This is a genomic window from Acinetobacter sp. 1542444 (assembly GCF_000581835.1).
GTDB classification, from domain to species: domain Bacteria; phylum Pseudomonadota; class Gammaproteobacteria; order Pseudomonadales; family Moraxellaceae; genus Acinetobacter; species Acinetobacter pittii.
In genome coordinates this window covers 512,786-533,870 of the sequence record NZ_JEYA01000002.1, presented here as the reverse complement: position 1 = coordinate 533,870, position 21,085 = coordinate 512,786, and the positions used below count along the sequence as shown (strand labels likewise).

Annotated in this window: 20 protein-coding genes, 2 tRNA genes and 1 other RNA gene; 16 read left to right on the top strand and 7 right to left on the bottom strand. The window is 39.4% G+C overall.

Features of this window, described 5'->3' with window-relative positions:
* Nucleotides 1-3 precede the first annotated feature (3 nt).
* A complete protein-coding gene (locus J580_RS11420) occupies nt 4-555 on the top strand; it encodes a flavodoxin family protein (protein ID WP_032004250.1) in 552 nt (183 codons plus the stop codon).
* A gap of 48 nt (nt 556-603) precedes the next feature.
* Here the strand turns inward: J580_RS11420 and smpB are convergent, their stop codons facing one another.
* Entirely contained in the window at nt 604-1,080 is a 477-nt protein-coding gene (smpB, locus tag J580_RS11415; RefSeq protein ID WP_002120348.1) for an SsrA-binding protein SmpB, read from the bottom strand.
* Between the two features lie 134 nt (nt 1,081-1,214).
* Between smpB and coaD the strand changes: the two genes are divergently transcribed.
* The 5 genes from coaD to J580_RS11400 all read left to right on the top strand — a co-directional run bounded on the left by coaD (nt 1,215) and on the right by J580_RS11400 (nt 3,829).
* Entirely contained in the window at nt 1,215-1,706 is a 492-nt protein-coding gene (gene coaD, locus J580_RS11410; protein WP_005070938.1) for a pantetheine-phosphate adenylyltransferase, read from the top strand.
* 1 nt (nt 1,707) lies between these two features.
* On the top strand, nt 1,708-1,971 hold the full coding sequence (locus J580_RS0104205) for a YfhL family 4Fe-4S dicluster ferredoxin (protein WP_005070936.1): 264 nt from the start codon (nt 1,708-1,710) through the stop codon (nt 1,969-1,971).
* A gap of 27 nt (nt 1,972-1,998) precedes the next feature.
* Nucleotides 1,999-2,354, top strand: an RNA gene (gene rnpB, locus J580_RS12270) — RNase P RNA component class A.
* Between the two features lie 64 nt (nt 2,355-2,418).
* Nucleotides 2,419-2,495: transfer RNA gene (locus tag J580_RS11405), tRNA-Met, on the top strand.
* Nucleotides 2,496-2,644: 149 nt separating this feature from the next.
* On the top strand, nt 2,645-3,829 hold the full coding sequence (locus J580_RS11400; RefSeq protein ID WP_014205957.1) for a porin: 1,185 nt from the start codon (nt 2,645-2,647) through the stop codon (nt 3,827-3,829).
* 54 nt (nt 3,830-3,883) lie between these two features.
* Here J580_RS11400 and J580_RS11395 read toward each other — a convergent pair whose 3' ends face one another.
* Nucleotides 3,884-4,864 carry a LysR family transcriptional regulator gene (locus J580_RS11395; protein ID WP_004710275.1) on the bottom strand — a complete coding sequence of 327 codons (981 nt, stop codon included), beginning with the start codon at nt 4,862-4,864 and terminating at the stop codon, nt 3,884-3,886.
* Between the two features lie 103 nt (nt 4,865-4,967).
* Between J580_RS11395 and J580_RS11390 the strand changes: the two genes are divergently transcribed.
* The 7 genes from J580_RS11390 to J580_RS11360 all read left to right on the top strand — a co-directional run bounded on the left by J580_RS11390 (nt 4,968) and on the right by J580_RS11360 (nt 12,649).
* On the top strand, nt 4,968-6,080 hold the full coding sequence (locus tag J580_RS11390) for a tartrate dehydrogenase (protein ID WP_032004248.1): 1,113 nt from the start codon (nt 4,968-4,970) through the stop codon (nt 6,078-6,080).
* Between the two features lie 20 nt (nt 6,081-6,100).
* Nucleotides 6,101-7,753: a BCCT family carnitine transporter gene (locus J580_RS11385; protein ID WP_023187688.1), complete on the top strand. Its 1,653-nt coding sequence runs from the start codon at nt 6,101-6,103 to the stop codon at nt 7,751-7,753.
* Nucleotides 7,754-7,764: 11 nt separating this feature from the next.
* Nucleotides 7,765-8,733, top strand: coding sequence for an alpha/beta hydrolase (locus J580_RS11380; RefSeq protein WP_032004247.1), 969 nt, complete (start codon nt 7,765-7,767; stop codon nt 8,731-8,733).
* A 48-nt stretch (nt 8,734-8,781) separates the two neighbouring features.
* Complete coding sequence (gene cntA / locus J580_RS11375; protein WP_002120432.1) at nt 8,782-9,897, top strand: carnitine monooxygenase subunit alpha; 1,116 nt, start codon at nt 8,782-8,784, stop codon at nt 9,895-9,897.
* Between the two features lie 63 nt (nt 9,898-9,960).
* Nucleotides 9,961-11,412: an NAD-dependent succinate-semialdehyde dehydrogenase gene (locus J580_RS11370; protein ID WP_032004245.1), complete on the top strand. Its 1,452-nt coding sequence runs from the start codon at nt 9,961-9,963 to the stop codon at nt 11,410-11,412.
* 47 nt (nt 11,413-11,459) lie between these two features.
* Entirely contained in the window at nt 11,460-12,416 is a 957-nt protein-coding gene (gene cntB, locus J580_RS11365) for a carnitine monooxygenase, reductase subunit CntB (protein ID WP_032004244.1), read from the top strand.
* A 156-nt stretch (nt 12,417-12,572) separates the two neighbouring features.
* Nucleotides 12,573-12,649 (top strand) — tRNA-Met (locus J580_RS11360).
* Between the two features lie 43 nt (nt 12,650-12,692).
* On the opposite strand, the gene J580_RS11355 is transcribed toward J580_RS11360, so the two are convergent.
* The 5 genes from J580_RS11355 to J580_RS11335 form a co-directional block, all read right to left on the bottom strand.
* On the bottom strand, nt 12,693-13,721 hold the full coding sequence (locus J580_RS11355) for a hypothetical protein (RefSeq protein WP_032004243.1): 1,029 nt from the start codon (nt 13,719-13,721) through the stop codon (nt 12,693-12,695).
* Complete coding sequence (locus J580_RS11350) at nt 13,714-15,339, bottom strand: NAD+ synthase (protein WP_014205965.1); 1,626 nt, start codon at nt 15,337-15,339, stop codon at nt 13,714-13,716. Before J580_RS11350 ends, J580_RS11355 begins: the two co-directional genes overlap by 8 nt.
* 385 nt (nt 15,340-15,724) lie before the next feature.
* Entirely contained in the window at nt 15,725-16,285 is a 561-nt protein-coding gene (locus J580_RS11345) for a hypothetical protein (protein WP_014205966.1), read from the bottom strand.
* Nucleotides 16,286-16,446: 161 nt separating this feature from the next.
* Nucleotides 16,447-16,899: a protoporphyrinogen oxidase HemJ gene (hemJ, locus tag J580_RS11340; RefSeq protein ID WP_002120291.1), complete on the bottom strand. Its 453-nt coding sequence runs from the start codon at nt 16,897-16,899 to the stop codon at nt 16,447-16,449.
* 18 nt (nt 16,900-16,917) lie between these two features.
* On the bottom strand, nt 16,918-18,147 hold the full coding sequence (locus J580_RS11335) for a beta-ketoacyl synthase N-terminal-like domain-containing protein (protein WP_014205967.1): 1,230 nt from the start codon (nt 18,145-18,147) through the stop codon (nt 16,918-16,920).
* Nucleotides 18,148-18,447: 300 nt separating this feature from the next.
* On the opposite strand from J580_RS11335, the gene J580_RS11330 reads away from it, so the two are divergent.
* The 3 genes from J580_RS11330 to rpsG all read left to right on the top strand — a co-directional run bounded on the left by J580_RS11330 (nt 18,448) and on the right by rpsG (nt 20,973).
* Nucleotides 18,448-19,767, top strand: coding sequence for an EcsC family protein (locus J580_RS11330; protein WP_032004241.1), 1,320 nt, complete (start codon nt 18,448-18,450; stop codon nt 19,765-19,767).
* Nucleotides 19,768-19,967: 200 nt separating this feature from the next.
* Nucleotides 19,968-20,342, top strand: a complete 375-nt coding sequence (rpsL, locus tag J580_RS11325; protein WP_002050319.1) for a 30S ribosomal protein S12 — start codon at nt 19,968-19,970, stop codon at nt 20,340-20,342.
* A 160-nt stretch (nt 20,343-20,502) separates the two neighbouring features.
* Nucleotides 20,503-20,973 (top strand): 30S ribosomal protein S7, encoded by a 471-nt coding sequence (gene rpsG, locus J580_RS11320; RefSeq protein ID WP_001138055.1) that lies wholly within the window; start codon nt 20,503-20,505, stop codon nt 20,971-20,973.
* The last annotated feature ends 112 nt before the right edge of the window (nt 20,974-21,085 follow it).

The following is a 21,085-nucleotide window of genomic DNA, read 5'->3' as shown; positions in this document are numbered from 1 at the left end:
CTTATGTCTTTGCCTGAAAAACATCTCTCTATTGTATACCACAGCCCATATGGTCATACCGCGAAGGTAGCTTCCGCTATTGCTGCTGGTGCAGAGGTGATGGGTGTAAAAGTACATTTAATGAATATTGAACATATTGATTGGGATGCACTTGATGCATCGCACGGTATTATTTTTGGTTCGCCTACCTATATGGGGAGCATGACCGCTGACTTTAAAAAGTTTATGGACAGTACTTCTAAACGTTGGAAAGAGCGTTTGTGGCAAGGCAAGCTTGCAGCTGGCTTTGCAAACTCAGGTGGTCTAAGCGGCGATAAATTGGCGGTATTACAACAATTAAATATTTTTGCGATGCAACATGGCATGCTTTGGTCAGGTTTACCTTTAATGACGACTGGGCATAGTGAAAAAGATTTAAACCGATTATCGAGTTGTTTAGGTTTAATGACGCAGTCAGATAATGCACCTGTTGAAATTACTCCTCCAAAAGGTGATTTAGATACAGCTAAATGGTTTGGCGAATATATTGCTGGACTCTTATATAGATTAAATTAATAAATTCCGCGATATAAAAAAGCCTCTAAAAAGAGGCTTTTTATTTAATTACTTATGAAATATACGAGCTTTATCACGCTGCCAATCGCGATCTTTTTCAGTCGCACGTTTGTCGTGAAGCTGTTTACCTTTCACAAGCGCGATTTCAAGCTTAACCAAGTGACCTTTCCAGTAACATGCTAAAGGAACACATGAGTAACCTTTTTGGTTAACTGAACCTGTTAGCTTTTCTAGTTCTCGGCGTGATAATAATAATTTACGTGTACGTGTAGCTTCAGGTACTACATGAGTAGATGCCGAAAGGAGCGGTTGAATTTGTGCACCAAATAAAAACGCTTCACCATTCTTAAAAATGACATAACTTTCTGTCAAACTCATGCGACCAGCACGTAAAGACTTTACTTCCCAGCCGAGTAAAGACATACCAGCTTCAAATTTTTCTTCGATAAAATAATCATGACGGGCACGTTTATTTTGTGCGATGGTTCCGCCATTATGTTTCTTTACTACTGTTGCTTTCGCCATAATTCAAACTTCCACAATTATGCCTATTGTGCCGTAAACTGATGCTAAGGTGAAGTTTTTCCTGCACGTCAATATTTCGCCCCATGTATAACTTTTGCTAAAATAGGTTCACAATACAATTAGAGTACTAGCGGATGTCTAAAACGCGTGTAATTTATCCTGGAACATTTGACCCCATCACGAATGGACACGTTGATTTAGTTACTAGAGCATCAAGAATGTTTGATGAGGTTGTAGTAGCAATTGCAATTGGACATCATAAAAACCCTTTGTTCAGTCTAGAAGAGAGAGTTGAACTGGCCCAAACATCACTCAGCCATTTATCAAATGTTGAATTTGTAGGCTTTGATGGTTTACTAGTTAATTTTTTCAAAGAACAAAAGGCAACAGCAGTACTTCGTGGTTTAAGAGCAGTTTCTGATTTTGAATATGAATTTCAACTTGCCAATATGAACCGTCAACTTGACCCACATTTTGAAGCAGTATTTTTAACACCATCTGAGCAGTATTCATTTATTTCTTCGACATTGATTCGAGAAATTGCTCGTTTAAAAGGGGATGTAACCAAGTTTGTTCCGCAAGCTGTGGTTGAGGCCTTTGAACGTAAACATCAACAAGGTTGGTAAAGTGTCGTTATATATCACCGATGAATGCATAAACTGTGATGTTTGTGAACCAGTTTGCCCAAATGAAGCTATTTTCATGGGTGAAGTAATTTATGAAATTCATCCAGATTTATGCACTGAATGCGTTGGTCATCATGACCAGCCGCAATGTCAGTTATTTTGTCCAGTGGACTGTATTCCTAAAGATCCGCAGCATGTGGAGACGGAAGATGAGCTATTCGACAAATATAAAAAATTAATTGCTCAAAAAAGCACAAGCAATTAGTAAATAAATTTGTTAATATGCGCCCCTGAAGTGAGCTGGATGGTCGCTGCTGTGGAGGTCTTCGTGACTGAAGCAGGGGAGGAAAGTCCGGGCTTCATAGGGCAGGGTGCCAGGTAACGCCTGGGCGGTGAAAGCCGACGGAAAGTGCAGCAGAGAGTAGACCGCCTCATTCGTGAGGTAAGGGTGAAAGGGTGCGGTAAGAGCGCACCGCGTGTCTGGTAACAGTTCACGGCATGGTAAACCCCACCAGAAGCAAGACCAAATAGGAATCCTGAGGTACGGCCCGTACTGGATTCGGGTAGGTCGCTTGAGCGTATGAGTGATTGTACGCCTAGAGGAATGACCATCCTCGACAGAACCCGGCTTATAGGCTCACTTCACCTCATTTTATTTAAAATTTTTCTTGACGTGCGTTAAAGAAGTTAAGATAATGCGCGCACAGTTTTCGGCTATGTAGCTCAGTTGGTTAGAGCACCGCACTCATAATGCGGGGGTCACAAGTTCAAGTCTCGTCATAGCCACCATTTTATAGACCACGCTCCTGCGTGGTCTTTTTTTATGCTCATTTTTTTGATTAAACACAGTTTGTAAAGACCGACTTTATAGTTATGGCATTGTTTGTCTAGATTAATTTCTTCATGTTCTTATAACACTTAACAAGGATGTTGAAGACATGAAAAGGTCATTATTATTTTTAGGAATTTTAAGTTTAACGGCGGGAGTAGAGGCTTCTGCGGCTGATTTGAGTTGGGGAGATCCAACTTTGGATTCGGGACAGTTTAAAGTTTCTGGTGCCGTGCGTTCCCGTTATTTGCATAAAGATTATGTGGTTGATGCAAATGAAGGTTCTCAAAATGATGACTGGCGATTAACTGATATTAAATTAGTGCTAGGTTATGAAAATCCAGATTGGATTGCAGGTGCGGATGCCCGTTGTTATCAATATGATCGCTTATGTGATGCGATTTTCCTAAAAAAAGCTTGGGTAGGTTATAAATTATCTGATCAGCAGAGAATCACGGCAGGTTTGCAACCCGTTGATTTTGGCTTTGGTGAATTTTGGGGAAGTAGTTATTACGAAACGCTTTTAAATACCGTTGGTTTAGAAGATATTGATAATCTGGGGATTAAATATAAATTTGCAGATGATCAATACAATTTGACCTTAGGATTCTATCCAACTGATGGAGGAAACTATAAGGGAACGTCAAAAGACTCAAGTAGATACAGCGGTAATTTCGTTGAAGCTGATGACTTGACGGTAGGAACCAACATTGAAGAAAAAAATATGTGGATCGCGCGGGCCTCTAGAAAATTTGAGCTTGATAAAGCTCAAAAATTTTCGACCGAGTTAGGTGGTTCAGTTTGGTATTCTGATTTAGAAAATAAAAGAACAGACGAAGATGGACACCGCAAGTCATGGAATGTATTTGCTCAAACGCAATATCAAGCATGGCAATGGATGTTCTTAGTAGGTAAGCAAGATGTCACGAATGGCGACGATTTATTCCCTAATAGTTCAACGATTGGTGCGTTCGACTATCCATATCAAGTTGCTAATAAAGGCAAATATCTGGTCAATGAAATCAACTATACCTTTGCTCAGCCATTTCACAAACTTGAAAATATTAAACCTTATATCTCTCATAGCCGCTTCTTTAAAGATGAGAATGGTTATAAAGACTCTGAACGCTTAATTGCAGGGGTTTATTTTAATTACAAAGCCATTGGTATTCAGGGTGAATACATTATGAGTAAAAATGATCCAATGGTTGGTGGTGGGGCTGATGGCCTTGCACAAGGTAGCAGTAATGATTGGGATAAATTATTTTATCTTTCAATCGGATATTATTTTTAAAATTTAAAAGCGATTTATTGCCCTAAGTGAATAGACCTCACTTAGGGCTTTTTTTCATAGAAAGACTTTTTCAGGCGGTGGTTCTCTTTTAACTGCCGGAGAAATGAGTTGTCCTCGGTTTAGGTTTTGAACATGCTGTAAACGATTGAGCAATTCGTTTTGAATAAACAAAATACAGGTTTGTAATTTAGATGAGCTTTTGAGTCGTGATGGATAAACTGCCCAAACATCAGCATCTTGCCAATATTCGGGCAAAATGTGTTGGAGTTGACCTGTAATTAATTCATCTGCAACATCCCAAATTGATCGGAAAATAATCCCGTGGCCTTCTATGGCAAGTTGATGAATAATTTCGCCGTTATTCGAAACAAAACGTGGTTTGATATGCACTGAGACATCTTCAGAAGCATGCCTAAATTTCCATAATACAGATGATTGATCGCGTTCACTAATCGTCAAACAATCATGTGTTTGCAAATCTTCAATGCTGTCTGGTACACCGTGTTTAAGTAAATAACTTGGTGCCGCACATAAAATTCGGAAGTTAGAAGCCAACTTCTTTGCAATCATATTTGGTGCAATTTCATTACCAATTCTAATGTCTAAATCAATACTGTGTTGAATCAGGTCTTTGGTATTGTCGATGGTGTCAAAATGAATCTGAAGTTTTGGATACAGCATCATTAGTTTAGACAGAATTGGTGCAATATGCTTTCTGCCAAAACCAAAGCTACTAATAATATCCATACGACCGGTAGGCGTACTGAGTGGGTTATTCACCAGTTCACAGACTTCATCAAATTCTTCAAGAATATTTGAAACTCTCTCAAGGATGAGTTTGCCATCTTCTGTCAGACTAACGTGACGCGTGCTGCGATGAAAAAGTTTGCAGCTTAACGTGTTTTCTAAAATATTAATTCGCTTGCTAATAAAAGCTGGCGAAGTCCCTAGTTCCTCAGCAGATTCGACAAAACTTTTTAGTTTGGCGACTGTGCAAAAAACCTTTAAATCCGATAGGTTAGGTAGATTGTTCACGATCCGTGTCCATTGGAGTGATAGTTCTGTTGTTGATCATTTTTGCTTAAAACATCATGTTTAAGCCATACAAGGATATTAGTCGAAGGTGTGAAGGAAGCTTATGGCAAAAAGATATAAAGTTGCCACGATTGCAGGCGATGGCATTGGTTTAGAAGTTCTACCAGAAGGCATTAAGGTTGTAAAGGCAGCAGCAGAGAAGCATGGTATTGAGCTTCAGTTAGATGTTTTCGATTGGGCAAGCTGCGATTACTACCTTGAGCACGGCAAAATGATGCCAGATGACTGGTTTGAAACTTTGCAGGGCTACGATGCAATTTATTTTGGCGCTGTAGGCTGGCCAGATAAAGTGCCGGACCATATTTCGCTTTGGGGTTCGCTGCTCCAGTTCCGTCGTGGTTTTGACCAATATGTGAATTTACGTCCAGTGCGCTTAATGCCGGGTGTGAAATGTCCCTTAGTAGGTAAAAAACCGGGCGATATCGACTTCTACGTGGTCCGTGAAAACAGTGAAGGTGAATATTCAGCCATTGGTGGTAAGGCTTTTGAAGGAACAGATCGAGAGTTTGTTTTACAAGAAGCTGTATTTACGCGTCATGGTGTAGATCGCATTTTGCGTTATGCATTTGAGTTTGCAAATCAGCGTGACGCGAAAAAAATTACAGCAGCGACCAAGTCTAATGGTATTGCGGTCAGCATGCCCTATTGGGATGAACGTGTGGATGCGATGGCAAAACAATATCCACAAATTCAGGCCGATAAACAGCACGTTGATATTTTAGCAGCTCGTTTTGTTTTACAACCTGAACGCTTTGATGTGGTTGTTGCATCGAATTTATTTGGCGACATTCTTTCCGATTTAGGCCCTGCATGTACAGGAACTATTGGTTTGGCTGCTTCGGCAAATTTAAACCCAGAAAGAAAATTCCCATCATTGTTTGAACCTGTACATGGTTCAGCACCAGATATTTACGGTAAACAAATTGCCAATCCAATCGCTGCGATTTGGTCGGGTGCCATGATGTTCGAATTCTTTGGTGAAGAAGACGAACGTTGCATTCAAGCAGGTCAGGACATTATGCAGGCGATTGAGCATGTATTAATTAATGGGCCAAAGACAGCCGATGTCGGCGGTCAGGCAAAAACTTATGAGGTAGGAGATGCAATTGCATCGTGTGTAGCCCAAATTAAAATGGACGTGTTCGCTATGGAATAACGCCATCCAAAAATGGATGTATGGATATGGATAATCAAAACACAAAAATTTATACGGATAAAGTTCTTGCCGTAACCAGTTTACTGTTTGTATTTATTTCAGTTGCTGGTTTGGCGATTTATTCGCAAGAGTCGATCAAGATCGCTGCAACATGGATGCAGTGGACGACATCGGTATTTACCACCCCAGTATTACTGTTTGCTTTTTTAGCCATTATTTTTACTTTTGGTCTAGCTTTTAGTAAATACGGCAAAATTAAACTCGGTGAAGGAAAGCCTCAATACACCACGATGTCATGGATATTTATGTTCATTTTGTCAGGTATTGGGTCTTCTACACTGTACTGGGGCTTTTTGGACTGGGCTTACTATTATCAAACACCTGGTTTGAGCTTACCGCCTGAGTCAGCAGAAGCATTGAAATATAGCGTGGCTTACTCGTTTTTTCACTCGGGTTTAAGTGCATGGGCAATTTATGCTTTGGCATCAATTTCTTTGTGCTACAGCTACCATGTGAGAAAAAACAAAGGTTTAAGTTTAGCTTCAGTGATTGAAGCTGTGACAGGCTTTAAATCAACTGGTGTGGTTGGTCGTTTAGTCGACTTAATGTTTTTGCTTTGTATGTTTGGCGCATTGACGATTTCATTGGTACTCACTGCTGTGACATTTACCAATATTTTGTCTCAGCTCACAGGTATCCCAAATACTTTTATGACTAAGGTCATCATTATTTTGGGTGTTTCGGTTCTGTTTGCACTTAGTTCGTATGTAGGTATGGATAAAGGCATGCAACGTTTAAGTCACATGGTGTGTTTAGGCGTGGTGTTATTTGCGATTTATGTACTGTGCTTTGGTCCAACTCAATTCATTTTGAATAATTCATTAATGAGTTTCGGGTTAATGGCAACCAACTTTGTTGATATGAGTCTGTTTACCGACCCAATGGGTGATGGCAAGTTTACTCGTGAATGGACTGTTTTCTACTGGTTATGGTGGATTTCATATGCACCGGGTGTGGCACTGTTTGTAACACGTGTTTCTAAAGGCCGTACCATTAAAGAAGTGATCTTTGCCATGGTGATTGGTGGCAGTGTTGGTCTTTGGTTCATCTTTGGTGTGTTTGAAAACTACAGTGTTTATAGCTTTATTCATGGGGCTGTAAATGTACCGCAAATCTTAAGCCAACAGGGTGGTGAGGTTGCAATTGGTCAATTGCTCAGCCTATTACCTGCTGGAAAGCTGATGATGTGGATTTTCCTCGGCATTATGGTGGTGTTCTTGGCAGCACATATGGATGCGGTTGGGTATGCGGTTTCAGCAACATGTACACGCGGTTTAAGTGAAGGGCAAGATCCATCGCCAAACGCACGTCTGTTCTGGTGTGTCATGCTGACTTTGGTTCCAATTGCCATGATCTTTAGTAAGGCACCTTTAGACACAATGAAAACAGCAACTATTGTGACGGCTTTACCATTCATTGTGATTATTCTGATTCAAACCTATGGTTTAGTGAAATGGTTGATTCAGGATTATGCCAAAGTCCCATCACATTTAATTGAGCAACAAGGTTATGATGATGTGGAAATTGGTTTAAACCAGACTCAAGATGAACATGCAAAACGGATGCAGCTTGAGCTTGCAAGCTCAATCAAACTGGACAGAAAAACCAGCTAGAGGGAACGGTAATGACTACATGTGAACAGACCACGTATGTTTTAAGTGAAGAAATGCAAAGCCTTGTGTATTGGAGCAGCATTTATTCACCAGCAGATGCAGATATTGACTCAGTCCGCGCGGCCTATGACGCGATGTGTCGACACTACACTTTGCCTCGTGATGGCAAGATCGAAGTAGAAGACCGAGTTGTTGCAAATGCAGAGCATCCTGTACCTGTTCGCATCTATTCACCAAAAACTAAACGACCTGAAGCTGGTTGGCCATGTGTGTTGTATTTACATGGTGGCGGTTGGATGGTCGGTGGACTCGATTCACATGAGTTTATTACCAGTTATTTATGTCAGGACCTAAATGCAGTTGTCATTGGTGTGGATTACCGCATGGCACCAGAACATCGCTTTCCAGCAGCTTTTGAAGATTGTTTAGAAGTTTATCAATGGCTTAAACAACATGGTTCTGACTGGCAGATTGATAGTGAAAATATCGTTCTAGCAGGCGATAGCGCAGGCGGTAACTTAGCAGCAGCCCTTGCAGTGCATCTACAGCATAGTGGTTTACAAGCTCAAGGTCTGGCTTTGGTTTATCCGTGTTTAACTACAGCACTTGATACACCAGCCGCACAAAAGCATGCCCATGCGCCGTTACTCACAACGGAAGATATGCATTTTTATTTAAAGGAGTATGCACCGAATTCACAAGATTGGCAGGATTTACGTCTAGCACCTTTATTGGCAACTGATTTTTCAGATATGCCTACAAGTTTTGTGGCGGTTGCAGAATATGACCCTTTAAGTGATGACGGTTATTTCCTTACCCAAAAATTGGAACAAGTAGGTATCCCTAACGAGTTCCATTTAGGCAAAGGTTTATTACATGGCAGTTTACGTCTGATGCGTGACTGTCCTGAAGTTCAACAGTTATATCAAAACATGCTGAGTGCGATACGTCGCATGTTTGGCAGTGTCGAAAAGATATGAATTTAATATCGAGTCATTTGGACGAAAAGAATTTAATGGAGTAATAACATGAGTGCAGTTGAAAAATTACCTGAAGATTTTTGCGCAAACCCAGATGTTGCATGGACTTTCCCTAAAGTTTTCTATACTTCATCGCAAGTATTTGAGCATGAGAAAGAAGCAATCTTTGCTAAAAGCTGGATTTGTGTTGCACATGGCAGTGAATTGGCACAACCGAATGACTATATTACCCGTAAAGTAATTGGTGAAAATATTGTCATCATTCGTGGTAAAGATAGCGTTTTACGTGCGTTTTATAATGTGTGTCCACATCGTGGTCACGAGCTTTTAAGTGGCAGTGGTAAAGCAAAAAATGTAATTACTTGCCCATATCATGCTTGGACTTTTAAGCTAGATGGTAGCTTAGCTTTGGCACGTAACTGTGACCACGTTGAATCTTTCGATAAAGAAAACTCAAGCATGGTGCCTTTAAAAGTTGAGGAATATGCAGGATTTGTTTTCATTAATATGGATGAAAATGCAACTTGCGTAGAAGATCAACTTCCGGAATTTGCTGAGCGTTTAAATCAAGCATGTAGCGTAATTAAAGATTTGAAACTGGCAGCACGTTTTGTGACAGAAACTCCAGCAAATTGGAAAGTGATTGTTGATAACTATCTAGAGTGCTATCACTGTGGACCAGCGCATCCTGGTTTTGCTGACTCCGTACAAGTTGATAAATATTGGCATACCACACATCAGAACTGGACATTGCAATATGGCTTTGCTCGCTCATCTGAGAAGTCATTTAAGCTTGATCCATCAGTAACAGATCCTGAATTTCACGGTTTCTGGACTTGGCCTTGCACGATGTTCAACGTACCACCGGGCAGCAATTTCATGACTGTGATCTATGAGTTCCCAGTAGATGCAGAAACGACTTTGCAGCATTACGATATTTACTTCACGAACGAAGAACTCACTCAAGATCAGAAAGATTTGATTGAGTGGTATCGCAATGTATTCCGTCCTGAAGATTTGAACTTGGTCGAAAGCGTACAACGTGGTTTGAAATCACGTGGTTATCGAGGTCAAGGCCGTATTATGACTGATAAGCAACGTTCAGGAATTAGTGAACATGGTATTGCTTACTTCCAACATTTAGTGGCGCAGCATCACAAATAAAACAAATGGATTTATTCAGGTGTAAAGATGACTTACACCTGATTCTTCAGTTAGGAAGATGATATGTCGAGTTTACAAAGTACTGAATTATTTCAGCAACAAGCCTACATTAATGGGCAATGGTTAGCTGCACAGTCAAATGCAACGGTTCCAGTGACTAACCCTGCAACAGGTGAAGAAATTGGCACAATTCCTAATATGGGAGTGGCCGAAGCGACACAGGCTGTTGAGGCTGCTTATATAGCTTTGCAAAGTTGGAAGGCTTTAACTGCTCAAAACCGTGCAGATATTTTATTGGCTTGGTACAAACTGGTTCTCGAACATACCGATGAACTTGCTTTAATCATGACCATTGAACAAGGTAAACCTTTGGCAGAAGCGAAAGGTGAGGTGCGTTATGCTGCATCATTTATTCAATGGTTTGCCGAAGAAGGTAAGCGTATTTATGGTGATGTGATTCCAACCGTCAATAATCAGCAGCGTTTTATTATCAGTAAAGAACCTGTGGGTGTGGTGGCTGCGATTACGCCGTGGAATTTCCCAATCGCCATGATTACCCGTAAAGCAGCACCAGCTTTAGCAGCTGGATGTACGGTCGTGATTAAGCCAGCGAATGAAACGCCTTATTGTGCTTTAGCGATTGCGAAGCTTGCAGAAAAAGCAGGTATTCCGGCTGGTGTGATTAACGTTGTTACAGGTAAATCACAAGAAATTGGTTCTGTATTTACTTCGCATGAAAAAGTGAAGAAATTGACTTTTACTGGCTCAACTCCAGTGGGCCGTTTATTGATGCAGCAGTGTTCAAGCACCATTAAAAAATTGGCGCTTGAGTTAGGCGGTAATGCGCCTCTGATTGTGTTTGACGATGCCGATTTAGATAAAGCTGTACAAGGCGCGATTTTTGCCAAGTTCCGTAATGCAGGCCAGACCTGTGTTTGTGCTAACCGCATTTATGTACACGACAATATTTATCAAGCTTTTGCCGAGAAGTTTGTACAAGAAGTACAAAAGTTTAAAGTCGGTAATGGACTTGAAGATGATGTGCAAATTGGTCCATTAATTAATGAAAAAGCAGTTTTGAAAGCACAGCAGTTGATTGATGATGCAGTGAGCAAAGGCGCTAAAATTGCTTGCGGCGGTAAACAGCATGTTTTAGGGCAAACCTTTTATGAGCCGTCAGTTCTAACGAACGTTGACCGTACAATGGAAATTGTCCAAGAAGAAATTTTTGGTCCAGTTGCGCCGCTTATTCGCTTTACAGATGAAGCAGACGTCGTTTCTCAAGCAAATGACACGATCTTCGGTTTGGCTGCGTATGTTTATAGCGAAAATATTTCACGTTTATGGCGAGTATCAGAACAGCTTGAATATGGAATGGTCGGCATGAATGCCACAGCAATTTCAAATGAAGTTGTACCATTCGGTGGTGTGAAACAATCAGGTGTTGGGCGTGAAGGCTCAAAGTATGGTCTTGAAGAATTCATGACCATTAAATACATGTGTTTAGGGCTTTAAGGATAAGCCCTAACAACAAGAATATGCGGTAAAAGAAGGATTCTAATATGGCTAGTCATTATGAAATGTTCCCAGCGGTTGTTACTCATGTGGAGCAACTAACCCCTTTAATCAAACGGTTTACGTTCAAACGTCAAGATGGGCAGAACTTTCCTCGATTTAGTGGGGGAAGCCATATTATTGTCAAAATGAATGAACAGCTTTCAAATGCATATTCATTGATGAGTTGTACACAAGACCTATCGACTTACCAAGTCTGCGTTCGTAAAGATGTGGAAGGTAATGGTGGTTCAGTGTTTATGCATGATCAATGCAATGAAGGCTGTGAAATTCAGATTTCAGAACCAAAAAATTTATTTCCATTAGCCGAAACAGGGAATAAACATATTTTAATTGCAGGTGGAATTGGCATTACACCATTCTTGCCTCAAATGGATGAGCTTGCAGCACGCGGTGCAGATTTTGAGCTACATTATGCTTATCGCTCGCCTGAACATGCGGCTTTGTTAGATGAGTTAAAGGAGAAACATGCAGAACATGTATTTAGCTATGTTGACTCAGAAGGTTGCTCATTGAAGCTGGATGAACTGATTTCATCACAACCTAAAGGCACACATGTGTATGTCTGTGGGCCGAAACCCATGATTGATGCTGTGATTGATTGCTGTAATAAGCACCGTTACCGCGATGAATACATTCACTGGGAACAATTTGCCTCAACAGTTCCTGAAGATGGTGAAGCATTTACAGTGGTACTTGCCAAATCTAATCAAGAAATTGAAGTACAAAGTAATCAGACGATTTTACAAGCTATTGAAACATTAAATATTGATGTGGAATGCTTATGTCGCGAAGGCGTATGCGGTACATGTGAAACTGCTATTTTAGAAGGCGAAGCAGAGCATTTCGATCAATACTTAAGTGATGCAGAAAAGGCTTCACAGAAGAGCATGATGATTTGTGTGTCGAGAGCTAAAGGTAAAAAACTAGTATTAGATCTTTAATATATTTCTGTGGCCGATCAATTGTTTAAAGCAAAAAATGCTAAAAAAAGAACAAATAATGATGATCTGAATCTTATTTGTTCAATTGATAGGCATTAAGGGTTTTTACCTATTGACCTGCTATACAGAACTATAGATAATGCGCACACAGTTTACGGCTATGTAGCTCAGTTGGTTAGAGCACCGCACTCATAATGCGGGGGTCACAAGTTCAAGTCTCGTCATAGCCACCATTTTAAAAACCACGCTCCTGCGTGGTTTCTTTTTATCTATTTTTTACTCATTAAAATGTTTTTCAATCATATCGAGTGTTTTTGAACTTTGATAAAAAGGAGCTAAAAGCGCTTGAAGTAAAGGTTCTAAAATACCGTGTTCATTAAAGGCATCCATAACTTTTGGATAAAAACGTAAAGCTTCAGTTTGTAAGTCAGTTTCGGATAAACCAATTGCACTTAATACTTCAAATAAACTTTGGTCTTTATAAAAATCATAAAAAACTTCGACACCATACAAAATAAGACCTTGCATAAATTGTGACTGTCTTAATTCTTTCCAGTATTCATAAATTAAAACAAAGAACTCCTCAACATCGAGAGGAGTGAGCTGTTTCATAAACTCATAGATTTTTTTATGTCTAATATCTTCCCAGATATGACGTACTAAGCTTTCTAAATCTTCAGCCGATAAAAGGCTTAATTCTGTCAGTTGTTCATGAATAAAGCTGGCAATCCACGTTTCAAGCTTATGCTCAAGACGTTGTTGCTGTAAAAAAGAGAATTTTTTGAGCTTATGTTGCCATTCAAAATGGTAGTCATCTACTCTAGATGCAGTTAGAAGTTTTGGTAATTTTTGTTCTAGAGTCGAGGTTGCAATATATTGGCAAAGCTGTTGTACAGAAGGGCTAGTTCTTAAAAACTGATTGAGATAATGAGGAATATGTTCCATTTCTAAAAATTTAGAAAGCCACATTTCAAATTGGTGGTCAGAGACCAAGTCTTGTAACTGAATTGGAGACTTCATAGCAGATAAATAAATACGCTGCGCGATTTCCCCAATAAACTCAAGTAAACCAGCACCTAGCTGCATTTCAAAAGCATAGCGTTTCACAACGGCTTGTAGTTGCTCTAAATCAACAACCTCATGTAGCTTGATTTCGTCAGCATGTTGCATAAACAACTGAATGAACTGCTGAAAATAAATAGGTGAGTTTTCTATAGATAATTGTTTTTTGAAAAATTCCACCTGCTCAAGCAAAAGTGCTTGAGCAAGTGCTGTAGTTTTTGATGAGTTTTTCTGCTCAGTCATTCGCTGTCCAACCGTTGACAATCGGATAACGTCGTTCGCGACTAAATGCACGAGAGGTAATTCTCGGGCCAATCGCACCTTGACGACGTTTGTACTCATTACGATCAACTAAACGGATGACTTTTTCAACAACTTCTTTATCAAAACCTTTGGCAATAATGTCGGCCTGACCTAAATCTTCTTCAATGTATGCGTAAAGGATGGCATCCAATACATCATATGCTGGTAAAGAGTCTTGGTCTTTTTGATCTGGGCGAAGTTCTGCTGAAGGTGGGCGGGTAATCACACGCTCAGGAATCACAGGGGTTTCGCTTAAGCTGTTACGGTATTTTGCTAATTCAAATACAATAGTTTTATAAACATCTTTTAGAACCGCAAAGCCACCAACCATATCACCATAAAGCGTACAGTAGCCAACTGAAAGTTCAGATTTATTCCCTGTAGCAAGGACTAAATTACCAAACTTGTTTGATAACCCCATAAGCAATGTACCACGAGCACGCGCTTGTAAATTTTCTTCAGTTGCATCAGCTGGTGAATTACCAAAGAAAGGATACAGCGTTTGCATGAAGCTATTTACGATTGAGTGAATTTCAGCAATACCGAAAGTCACACCCATACGGCGAGCTTGTTCAGCCGCATCTTCTACACTAATTTGAGAAGTGTAAGTATAAGGCATCATTACAGCTTGCACTTTTTCTGCACCGATTGCATCCACAGCAATCGCAAGTGTAAGGGCAGAGTCGATACCACCAGAAAGACCCAGAATCACACCTGGGAAGCCTGAGCGCTCTACATAGTCACGAGTTGCCATGACTAAACCTTGATAGATTTCTGCAAATGTTTCTAATGCAGGAGCAGATTCAGTGACTTTATATAACTTTGTATCACGGTCAAATTCAGCAATATAAATGTCTTCTTTAAAGCTCGGTGCTTGTAAAGCAATCTCACCATTTTGATTACTGACAAAACTTGTACCATCAAAAATTAAATCGTCTTGTCCGCCCACTTGGTTAACGTAAACAATATTTAGATGAAGTTGTTTTGCAAGTTCACTTAAGGTCTGTATACGGTGTTGTGGTTTGCCGACTTCATATGGTGATGAGTTGAGTACAAGAGCAGTATCAACATTTAATTGGCTCAACTGTTTAACCGTATTAATTGACCAGATATCTTCACAAATTAATACACCAAACTTATGCCCAAGATATTCAAAAACTAAGTGCTGATGGCCTTTTTGGAAATAGCGTTTTTCATCAAAGACGCCATAGTTTGGTAAATTGTGTTTGTTAAAAACACCTAAAACTTGACCGTCTTTCATGACAGCAGCAGAATTATAACGTTGACCATCTTCTGTCTGGTTTACGAACCCGAAAACCATAACAATATCTTTAACTTCGGCAAGTTGTGCAAAAGCCTTTTGCATACGTTTATTTAAATTTGGACGTAACAATAGATCTTCAGCTGGATAACCAATAACAGAAAGCTCGGGAAAAATAATCAGGTCAGCGTCTTGTTTTTTCGCCTGATTTACTTGCTCAATCATCTTTTGGGTGTTTGAGTCAATATTGCCAATATGCGGAGAAAACTGAGCAAGGGCAACTTTAAAACTTTTCATTCAAACCTAATCCTAGATCATAACGAATATAGATACACACAGTGTTGATTTTTATGGATATAATTTTTCAACGATGTGTATGATACGATAGTAAACAATTAAAATAGTAAACAAAAATGTCAAGATCAATAATATATACCAATCCCATATTTTCTGCGTAAAAATAACGAGATTTTCTGTATAGAATAGAAACAGGCTTCATTATTTTTATTGTTTGTATACTGCCTTATCACAAGCTAATTTGGAATAAGTCTGTTCTATTTTTTTCAATAATTTGAATTGAATAAGCGCACTTTTATAGTTTAGATAAGTATTTCTGATTTATAAGAATTCTCATTTACATTACGCAAAAAATGTTACGTTCAAAGCGAGATTGATTATTTAGTTACAAATGAAGTTGAGGTGAACAGATAATATTTGGGATTTTTCCAGAGCAAATATCGCGCGCAATTTCGCCTTGCTGTTCAATATTATACGTACTAAATGCCTTGTCAGGGTGGTAGGTATATTTGTAGGGATTGTAACTTTTAAAGCTGAGGTAATAGGCTGATTGTAATAAAGCACCTTTAACTAGTACATGAATGCCTTTTTGATATTGCATGACGTGGGTGAGTTCGTGAATAAAAATACCCTGCATAAACTTAGACTCTAGAGCGTAATTTTCACTGTAATCAGCAGGATTGACATAAATATTCCCATTGGGAGCCATAAAAATACCGCAACTCTGCCAAGGGAGGTAGCGCGTAGCAATAATTTTAGGCCGTTCACAATCAAGCATGTCACCGAAAACCATTTGCGCTAATATTTTTTCTTGAGCAGTCAAATGTCTAATCGGATATTTTTTTAAGTGACGGAAAATAAAAAGGGTAATAAGAATAAATGGTGTATGGATTAAGCGTTTAAAGGCATTAAAAGTTAGCATAGCTTTGCCATTAAATGAGTTCATCTATTTCTTTAGCATACTATAGATCATGTGTTGCTAAATAAAGAGGTAGGGTATTGATTAATTTTATAGTTCTGTTTTGAAAAATATAATTGTTTGAATAGATTGTGCATTTTATTAGGATGAATAAAAGAATTCTTGGATAAGAAAAGCAAAAGCCCCAGTTAAAACTGAGGCTTTACAACAACTAAAATCACAACAGCAAATAAAATTAAGGTTGGCATTTCATTAAAAAAGCGCCAGAACTTATGTGATTTATAGTGAGCATTTCCGATGAGCTTTTTACGATAATAGCCACATACTAAATGATAAATCACTAATAAAGCCACTAATCCAACTTTGAGGTAAAACCATGTGGCTTGATGGTAATGTCGAGTTGCATCACCCCACTCTACAAGGAAATGGGCGGTAATTAATGTAGCAATCATCGAAGGCCACATAATTCCACGATACAACTTGCGTTCCATTACCTCAAAGCGTTGATGACTTGCAGCGTCTTCACTCATAGCATGATAAACATATAGACGTGGTAAGTAGAACAAAGCAGCGAACCAGCAAACCACGGCAATAATATGTAATGCTTTTACCCACAAAAAAGCATCAGAAGGTGCATCCATCGATAATCCTAGGTGGGATTATGCATCCCACTTCTTGAAAATAAGGCAAGCGTTAACACCGCCAAAGCCAAAACTGTTACTCATTACAGTATTCAATTTTGCATCACGTTTTTCAAGTACGATATCAAAAGGTTTTGCGCCTTCATCAAGTTCAGTCACGTTGATGTTTGGTGCAATAAAGTCATTTTGCATCATTAGCACAGAGTAAATAGCTTCTTGTACACCAGCCGCACCCAAGCTATGACCTGTCATAGATTTGGTTGAGCTAAGAGGAGGTACGTTACCTTCACCAAATGCACGTTCCATTGCTTTAAGTTCTGTAATGTCACCCGCTGGAGTAGAAGTACCATGTGTATTTACATAGTCAATTTTCTCTACGCCATGTTGCTTAGCTTCTTCAAGTGCCATTAATACACAACGTGTAGCACCTTCACCACTTGGAGCAACCATGTCCGCGCCATCACTGTTCGCAGCATAACCTACTACTTCAGCTAAAATGTTCGCACCACGTGCTTGCGCGTGCTCAAGTGATTCAAGTACTACGAAACCACCACCGCCAGCAATAACGAAGCCGTCACGGTCTGCTGAATATGGGCGAGATGCTGTTTCTGGAGTGTCGTTATATTTCGAGCAAAGTGCGCCCATTGCATCAAACAATAAACTTTGAGACCAGTGATCTTCTTCACCGCCACCAGCAAGCATAAGGTCTTGTTTGCCAAGTTGGATTAAGTTGTACGCATAACCAATTGCATCTGCAGAAGTTGCGCAAGCACTTGTAATAGTATGTGAAATACCTTGTAGTTTAAATGCAACACCTACGTTTGCAGTAATGGTGTTTGACATGTTACGTGGTACGAAGAATGGACCCACTTTACGTGCGCCTTTAGTCTCTAATAATTCTGTCATTTCAACAACAGAAGCAGTTGAGCCACCACCTGAACCACCTGCAATACCATAACGTGGATTACCAGCAAGTTGTTCAGGAGTAAGGCCTGCATGTTCAACTGCAGCTACAGCAGCGTTGTATGCATACATCGCACATACGCCCATGAAGCGTTTTAATTTACGGTCGATATTATCAAAGTCTTGTTCTGCAGCAGCGCTGACATGACTTTTAAAATTGAGTTCAGCATAAGTTGGGTTAAAACGTGTCCCGGAGATTCCATTTTGAAGTGAATGAGTAACTGCTTCTAAAGAGTTACCGATACATGAGTTAATACCCATACCAGTGATTACAACACGTTTCATCTACAGGTCCCTTTATGGTGATATTTAAGAGTCTATCGTGTTCAACAGCTATGAAAATGAATAGGAGAATATAGCTGTAAGAAAACGGGACTCATGTTTTTCGTTGTTAACATGATAGCAGAAAGGATTTTTATTTCTTATGGCAAATCTTTATGACAATTTTACATTTAAAAAAAATAACCAAATACATAGTATGTTGCATTTAGGGTTAACTAAAATACACACATTCAAGTTGAGATAAATCCACATTCCACCTAGTATTTATCTCTAATTAGATAAATTAAAAAATCGAGGTACTTGATGACAAAATTTAATAATAATCAATCTGACAATTTGTTTTCTCAGGTCTTCGGAGTGGCTAAAAAGCTCAGTTCTACAGGATTGAGTATCTTGCAACAGAACCAATCAGGTGACGTCAGTAAGGTAATTGAACCAATCCCAACTGGAAAAACTGTTGAAGGTAGATCGAGAACAAAAAGCCCATTTGAAGTTGAGCAATATGAAAGTCCTCAACAAATGCTAAGAGAACATTTACCAAAAGTCACACGTCAGGTATTTGGTCGACATTTTAAAAAAGTAAATGGTGTTGCTACATTTCTTTCGCCAGATTGGGATGAAAAAATCTCAGGCCATTTATTTAATTGGTTAAATGACTTTAGTTCAAAAAGTACCTTAACTGAAAAAATCCTAGAAGAAGCGGGTGCTAAAGATTTATTTGAATTAACTAAAGATACAGGTCGTTCTCAACGTCTAAGTCAGGCGCTTATAGAACAAAACAAGCTCATTGCGACTGTACAAGGTGCAATTACAGGTGTATCAGGCGTTGTTGGTGCAGCTGTAGATATTCCAGTATCATTGGTTTTGGTCTTAAGAACTATTTACCAGACAGGAAGGTCACATGGCTTTGATCTGCTGGAGGTAGCAGACCAAGATGTTGTTGAGTTTATTTTTAAAGAAGTTGACATTAGCCTGATTGCAGAGAAACAAACTCTCTTGTTGGCTTTAAAAACATTGCGAAATATGTTGGAAACTCAAGATATTCATCAATTTCAGCAAGTATTAGGTTCAACCACAGATATAGATACTTTGAAAAAATGGCTAACAGATGAAGATGGTGAGTTTAAATGGGAGTGGTTAAACCGTATTCCTAAACTGTCTACTTTTGGTAAGTTTACGCCAGTTGCGGGAGCTGTTTTAAGCGCGGTATACAGCTGGAAATTACAAGAAGATGTAGGCCATAAAGCTCAAGCAATTTTTGGAGCTGCAAGACATTATTTAAACGAACATCCAAGTGAGCATTTATCTCCACTACAGGCTTATTATGCTGCGGTTACACTCATTCAAAAAGCAAGCCCAAGACTTTTAAATGTAGGTGAAGATGGCAACATTCATGCTGCTCATCATCATAAAGTAGAAAACCACGAGGTAATCTCTAAAGTATCTATTGTGTTAAAATCTACAGAAAGCGAAAAAAGTGAAGAGAAAGTTCAGGAAAATGTTCATCAGGGCTTAGAAAAACTCGCTGACAAACATGTGACAGAACATGAGCATACTGAACAAAAGCCTGCTCTAACTCCAGAGAAAGATGATGATATACTGCAAGATAAAAAATACTCTTAACAATACGCTTACAAAGTGAAGGTTTAAAAAGTAAAAATAGCCTCTATTTAAATTTGTAAATCGTGCTGTCAAACATTGATATGGTCAACATTTGGTAAGTATTGCCGTGTTGACCATTTTTGCATCTTGGCTTACAATTATGTGCCCTTAAAAAGAGGTATTTTCTTTTTAAGGTTTTTTAATAACGGGAGAATTGCCATATGGCAACAACGAATCAGTTGATCCGTAAGGGTCGTACGACTTTGGTTGAAAAATCCAAAGTTCCTGCGTTGAAGGCTTGTCCACAACGTCGTGGTGTTTGTACACGTGTTTATACAACTACACCTAAAAAACCTAACTCAGCTATGCGTAAGGTTTGCCGTGTTCGCTTAACTTCAGGTTTTGAAGTGTCTAGCTACATCGGTGGTGAAGGCCATAACTTACAAGAGCACAGTGTTGTTCTTATCCGTGGTGGTCGTGTTAAAGACTTACCGGGTGTACGTTACCATACCGTTCGTGGTTCATTAGACTGTGCTGGTGTTAAAGATCGTAATCAATCACGTTCTAAATACGGTACTAAGCGTCCTAAGAAGTAATTCTAGGAAACTAGTCGAATAAGCCCTTTAGCGTTTCGCTTGTTTGAATTCTTCATAGATTTGTAATTCAAGCGACGTATAGTAAGGCCAGCGTCGTGTACATGACACTTGTACAAACTGCTGGATCATCCTGAAGTGTCATATTATTAGGTGTATTAAAATGCCAAGACGTCGCGTAGTCGCTGCTCGTGAGATCCTTCCAGATCCAAAATTTAGCAGCCAAACAATCGCTAAATTCATGAACCACGTAATGCAAGATGGTAAAAAATCTATTGCAGAAAGTATCGTTTACGGTGCTTTAGAACGCGTTCAAGAAAAAAACAAAGTAGACCCAGTTGAATTTTTCGAGACTACTCTTGAAAAAGTTCGTCCTATGGTTGAAGTAAAAGCACGCCGTGTTGGTGGTGCTACTTATCAAGTACCTATGGAAGTGCGCCCATCCCGTCGTACTGCCTTAGCTATGCGTTGGTTAGTAGATGCTGCTGCTAAGCGTTCTGAAAAAACGATGGCTTTACGTCTTGCTGGTGAGTTGCTTGATGCAGCTGAAGGTAAAGGTGCAGCAATCAAAAAACGTGAAGATGTGCACCGTATGGCTGAAGCTAACAAAGCCTTCTCTCACTACCGTTTCTAAGCGGATAAAACAGGCCTTATTCAGGAGAATATTCATGCGTACAGCAGCTCGATTCAACATTGCTCTCTATCAAAGTGGGGGCTTTGCAGGTATTTAAGTTGCCTGTTTGGAT

Coding starts and splice junctions, on each gene's coding strand:
- J580_RS11420 (WP_032004250.1), top strand. CDS start 4: ATGTCTTTGCCTGAAAAACATCTCTCTATTGTATACCACAGCCCATAT.
- smpB (WP_002120348.1), bottom strand. CDS start 1,080: ATGGCGAAAGCAACAGTAGTAAAGAAACATAATGGCGGAACCATCGCA.
- coaD (WP_005070938.1), top strand. CDS start 1,215: ATGTCTAAAACGCGTGTAATTTATCCTGGAACATTTGACCCCATCACG.
- J580_RS11400 (WP_014205957.1), top strand. CDS start 2,645: ATGAAAAGGTCATTATTATTTTTAGGAATTTTAAGTTTAACGGCGGGA.
- J580_RS11390 (WP_032004248.1), top strand. CDS start 4,968: ATGGCAAAAAGATATAAAGTTGCCACGATTGCAGGCGATGGCATTGGT.
- J580_RS11385 (WP_023187688.1), top strand. CDS start 6,101: ATGGATATGGATAATCAAAACACAAAAATTTATACGGATAAAGTTCTT.
- J580_RS11380 (WP_032004247.1), top strand. CDS start 7,765: ATGACTACATGTGAACAGACCACGTATGTTTTAAGTGAAGAAATGCAA.
- cntA (WP_002120432.1), top strand. CDS start 8,782: ATGAGTGCAGTTGAAAAATTACCTGAAGATTTTTGCGCAAACCCAGAT.
- J580_RS11370 (WP_032004245.1), top strand. CDS start 9,961: ATGTCGAGTTTACAAAGTACTGAATTATTTCAGCAACAAGCCTACATT.
- cntB (WP_032004244.1), top strand. CDS start 11,460: ATGGCTAGTCATTATGAAATGTTCCCAGCGGTTGTTACTCATGTGGAG.
- J580_RS11355 (WP_032004243.1), bottom strand. CDS start 13,721: ATGACTGAGCAGAAAAACTCATCAAAAACTACAGCACTTGCTCAAGCA.
- J580_RS11350 (WP_014205965.1), bottom strand. CDS start 15,339: ATGAAAAGTTTTAAAGTTGCCCTTGCTCAGTTTTCTCCGCATATTGGC.
- J580_RS11345 (WP_014205966.1), bottom strand. CDS start 16,285: ATGAACTCATTTAATGGCAAAGCTATGCTAACTTTTAATGCCTTTAAA.
- hemJ (WP_002120291.1), bottom strand. CDS start 16,899: ATGGATGCACCTTCTGATGCTTTTTTGTGGGTAAAAGCATTACATATT.
- J580_RS11335 (WP_014205967.1), bottom strand. CDS start 18,147: ATGAAACGTGTTGTAATCACTGGTATGGGTATTAACTCATGTATCGGT.
- J580_RS11330 (WP_032004241.1), top strand. CDS start 18,448: ATGACAAAATTTAATAATAATCAATCTGACAATTTGTTTTCTCAGGTC.
- rpsL (WP_002050319.1), top strand. CDS start 19,968: ATGGCAACAACGAATCAGTTGATCCGTAAGGGTCGTACGACTTTGGTT.
- rpsG (WP_001138055.1), top strand. CDS start 20,503: ATGCCAAGACGTCGCGTAGTCGCTGCTCGTGAGATCCTTCCAGATCCA.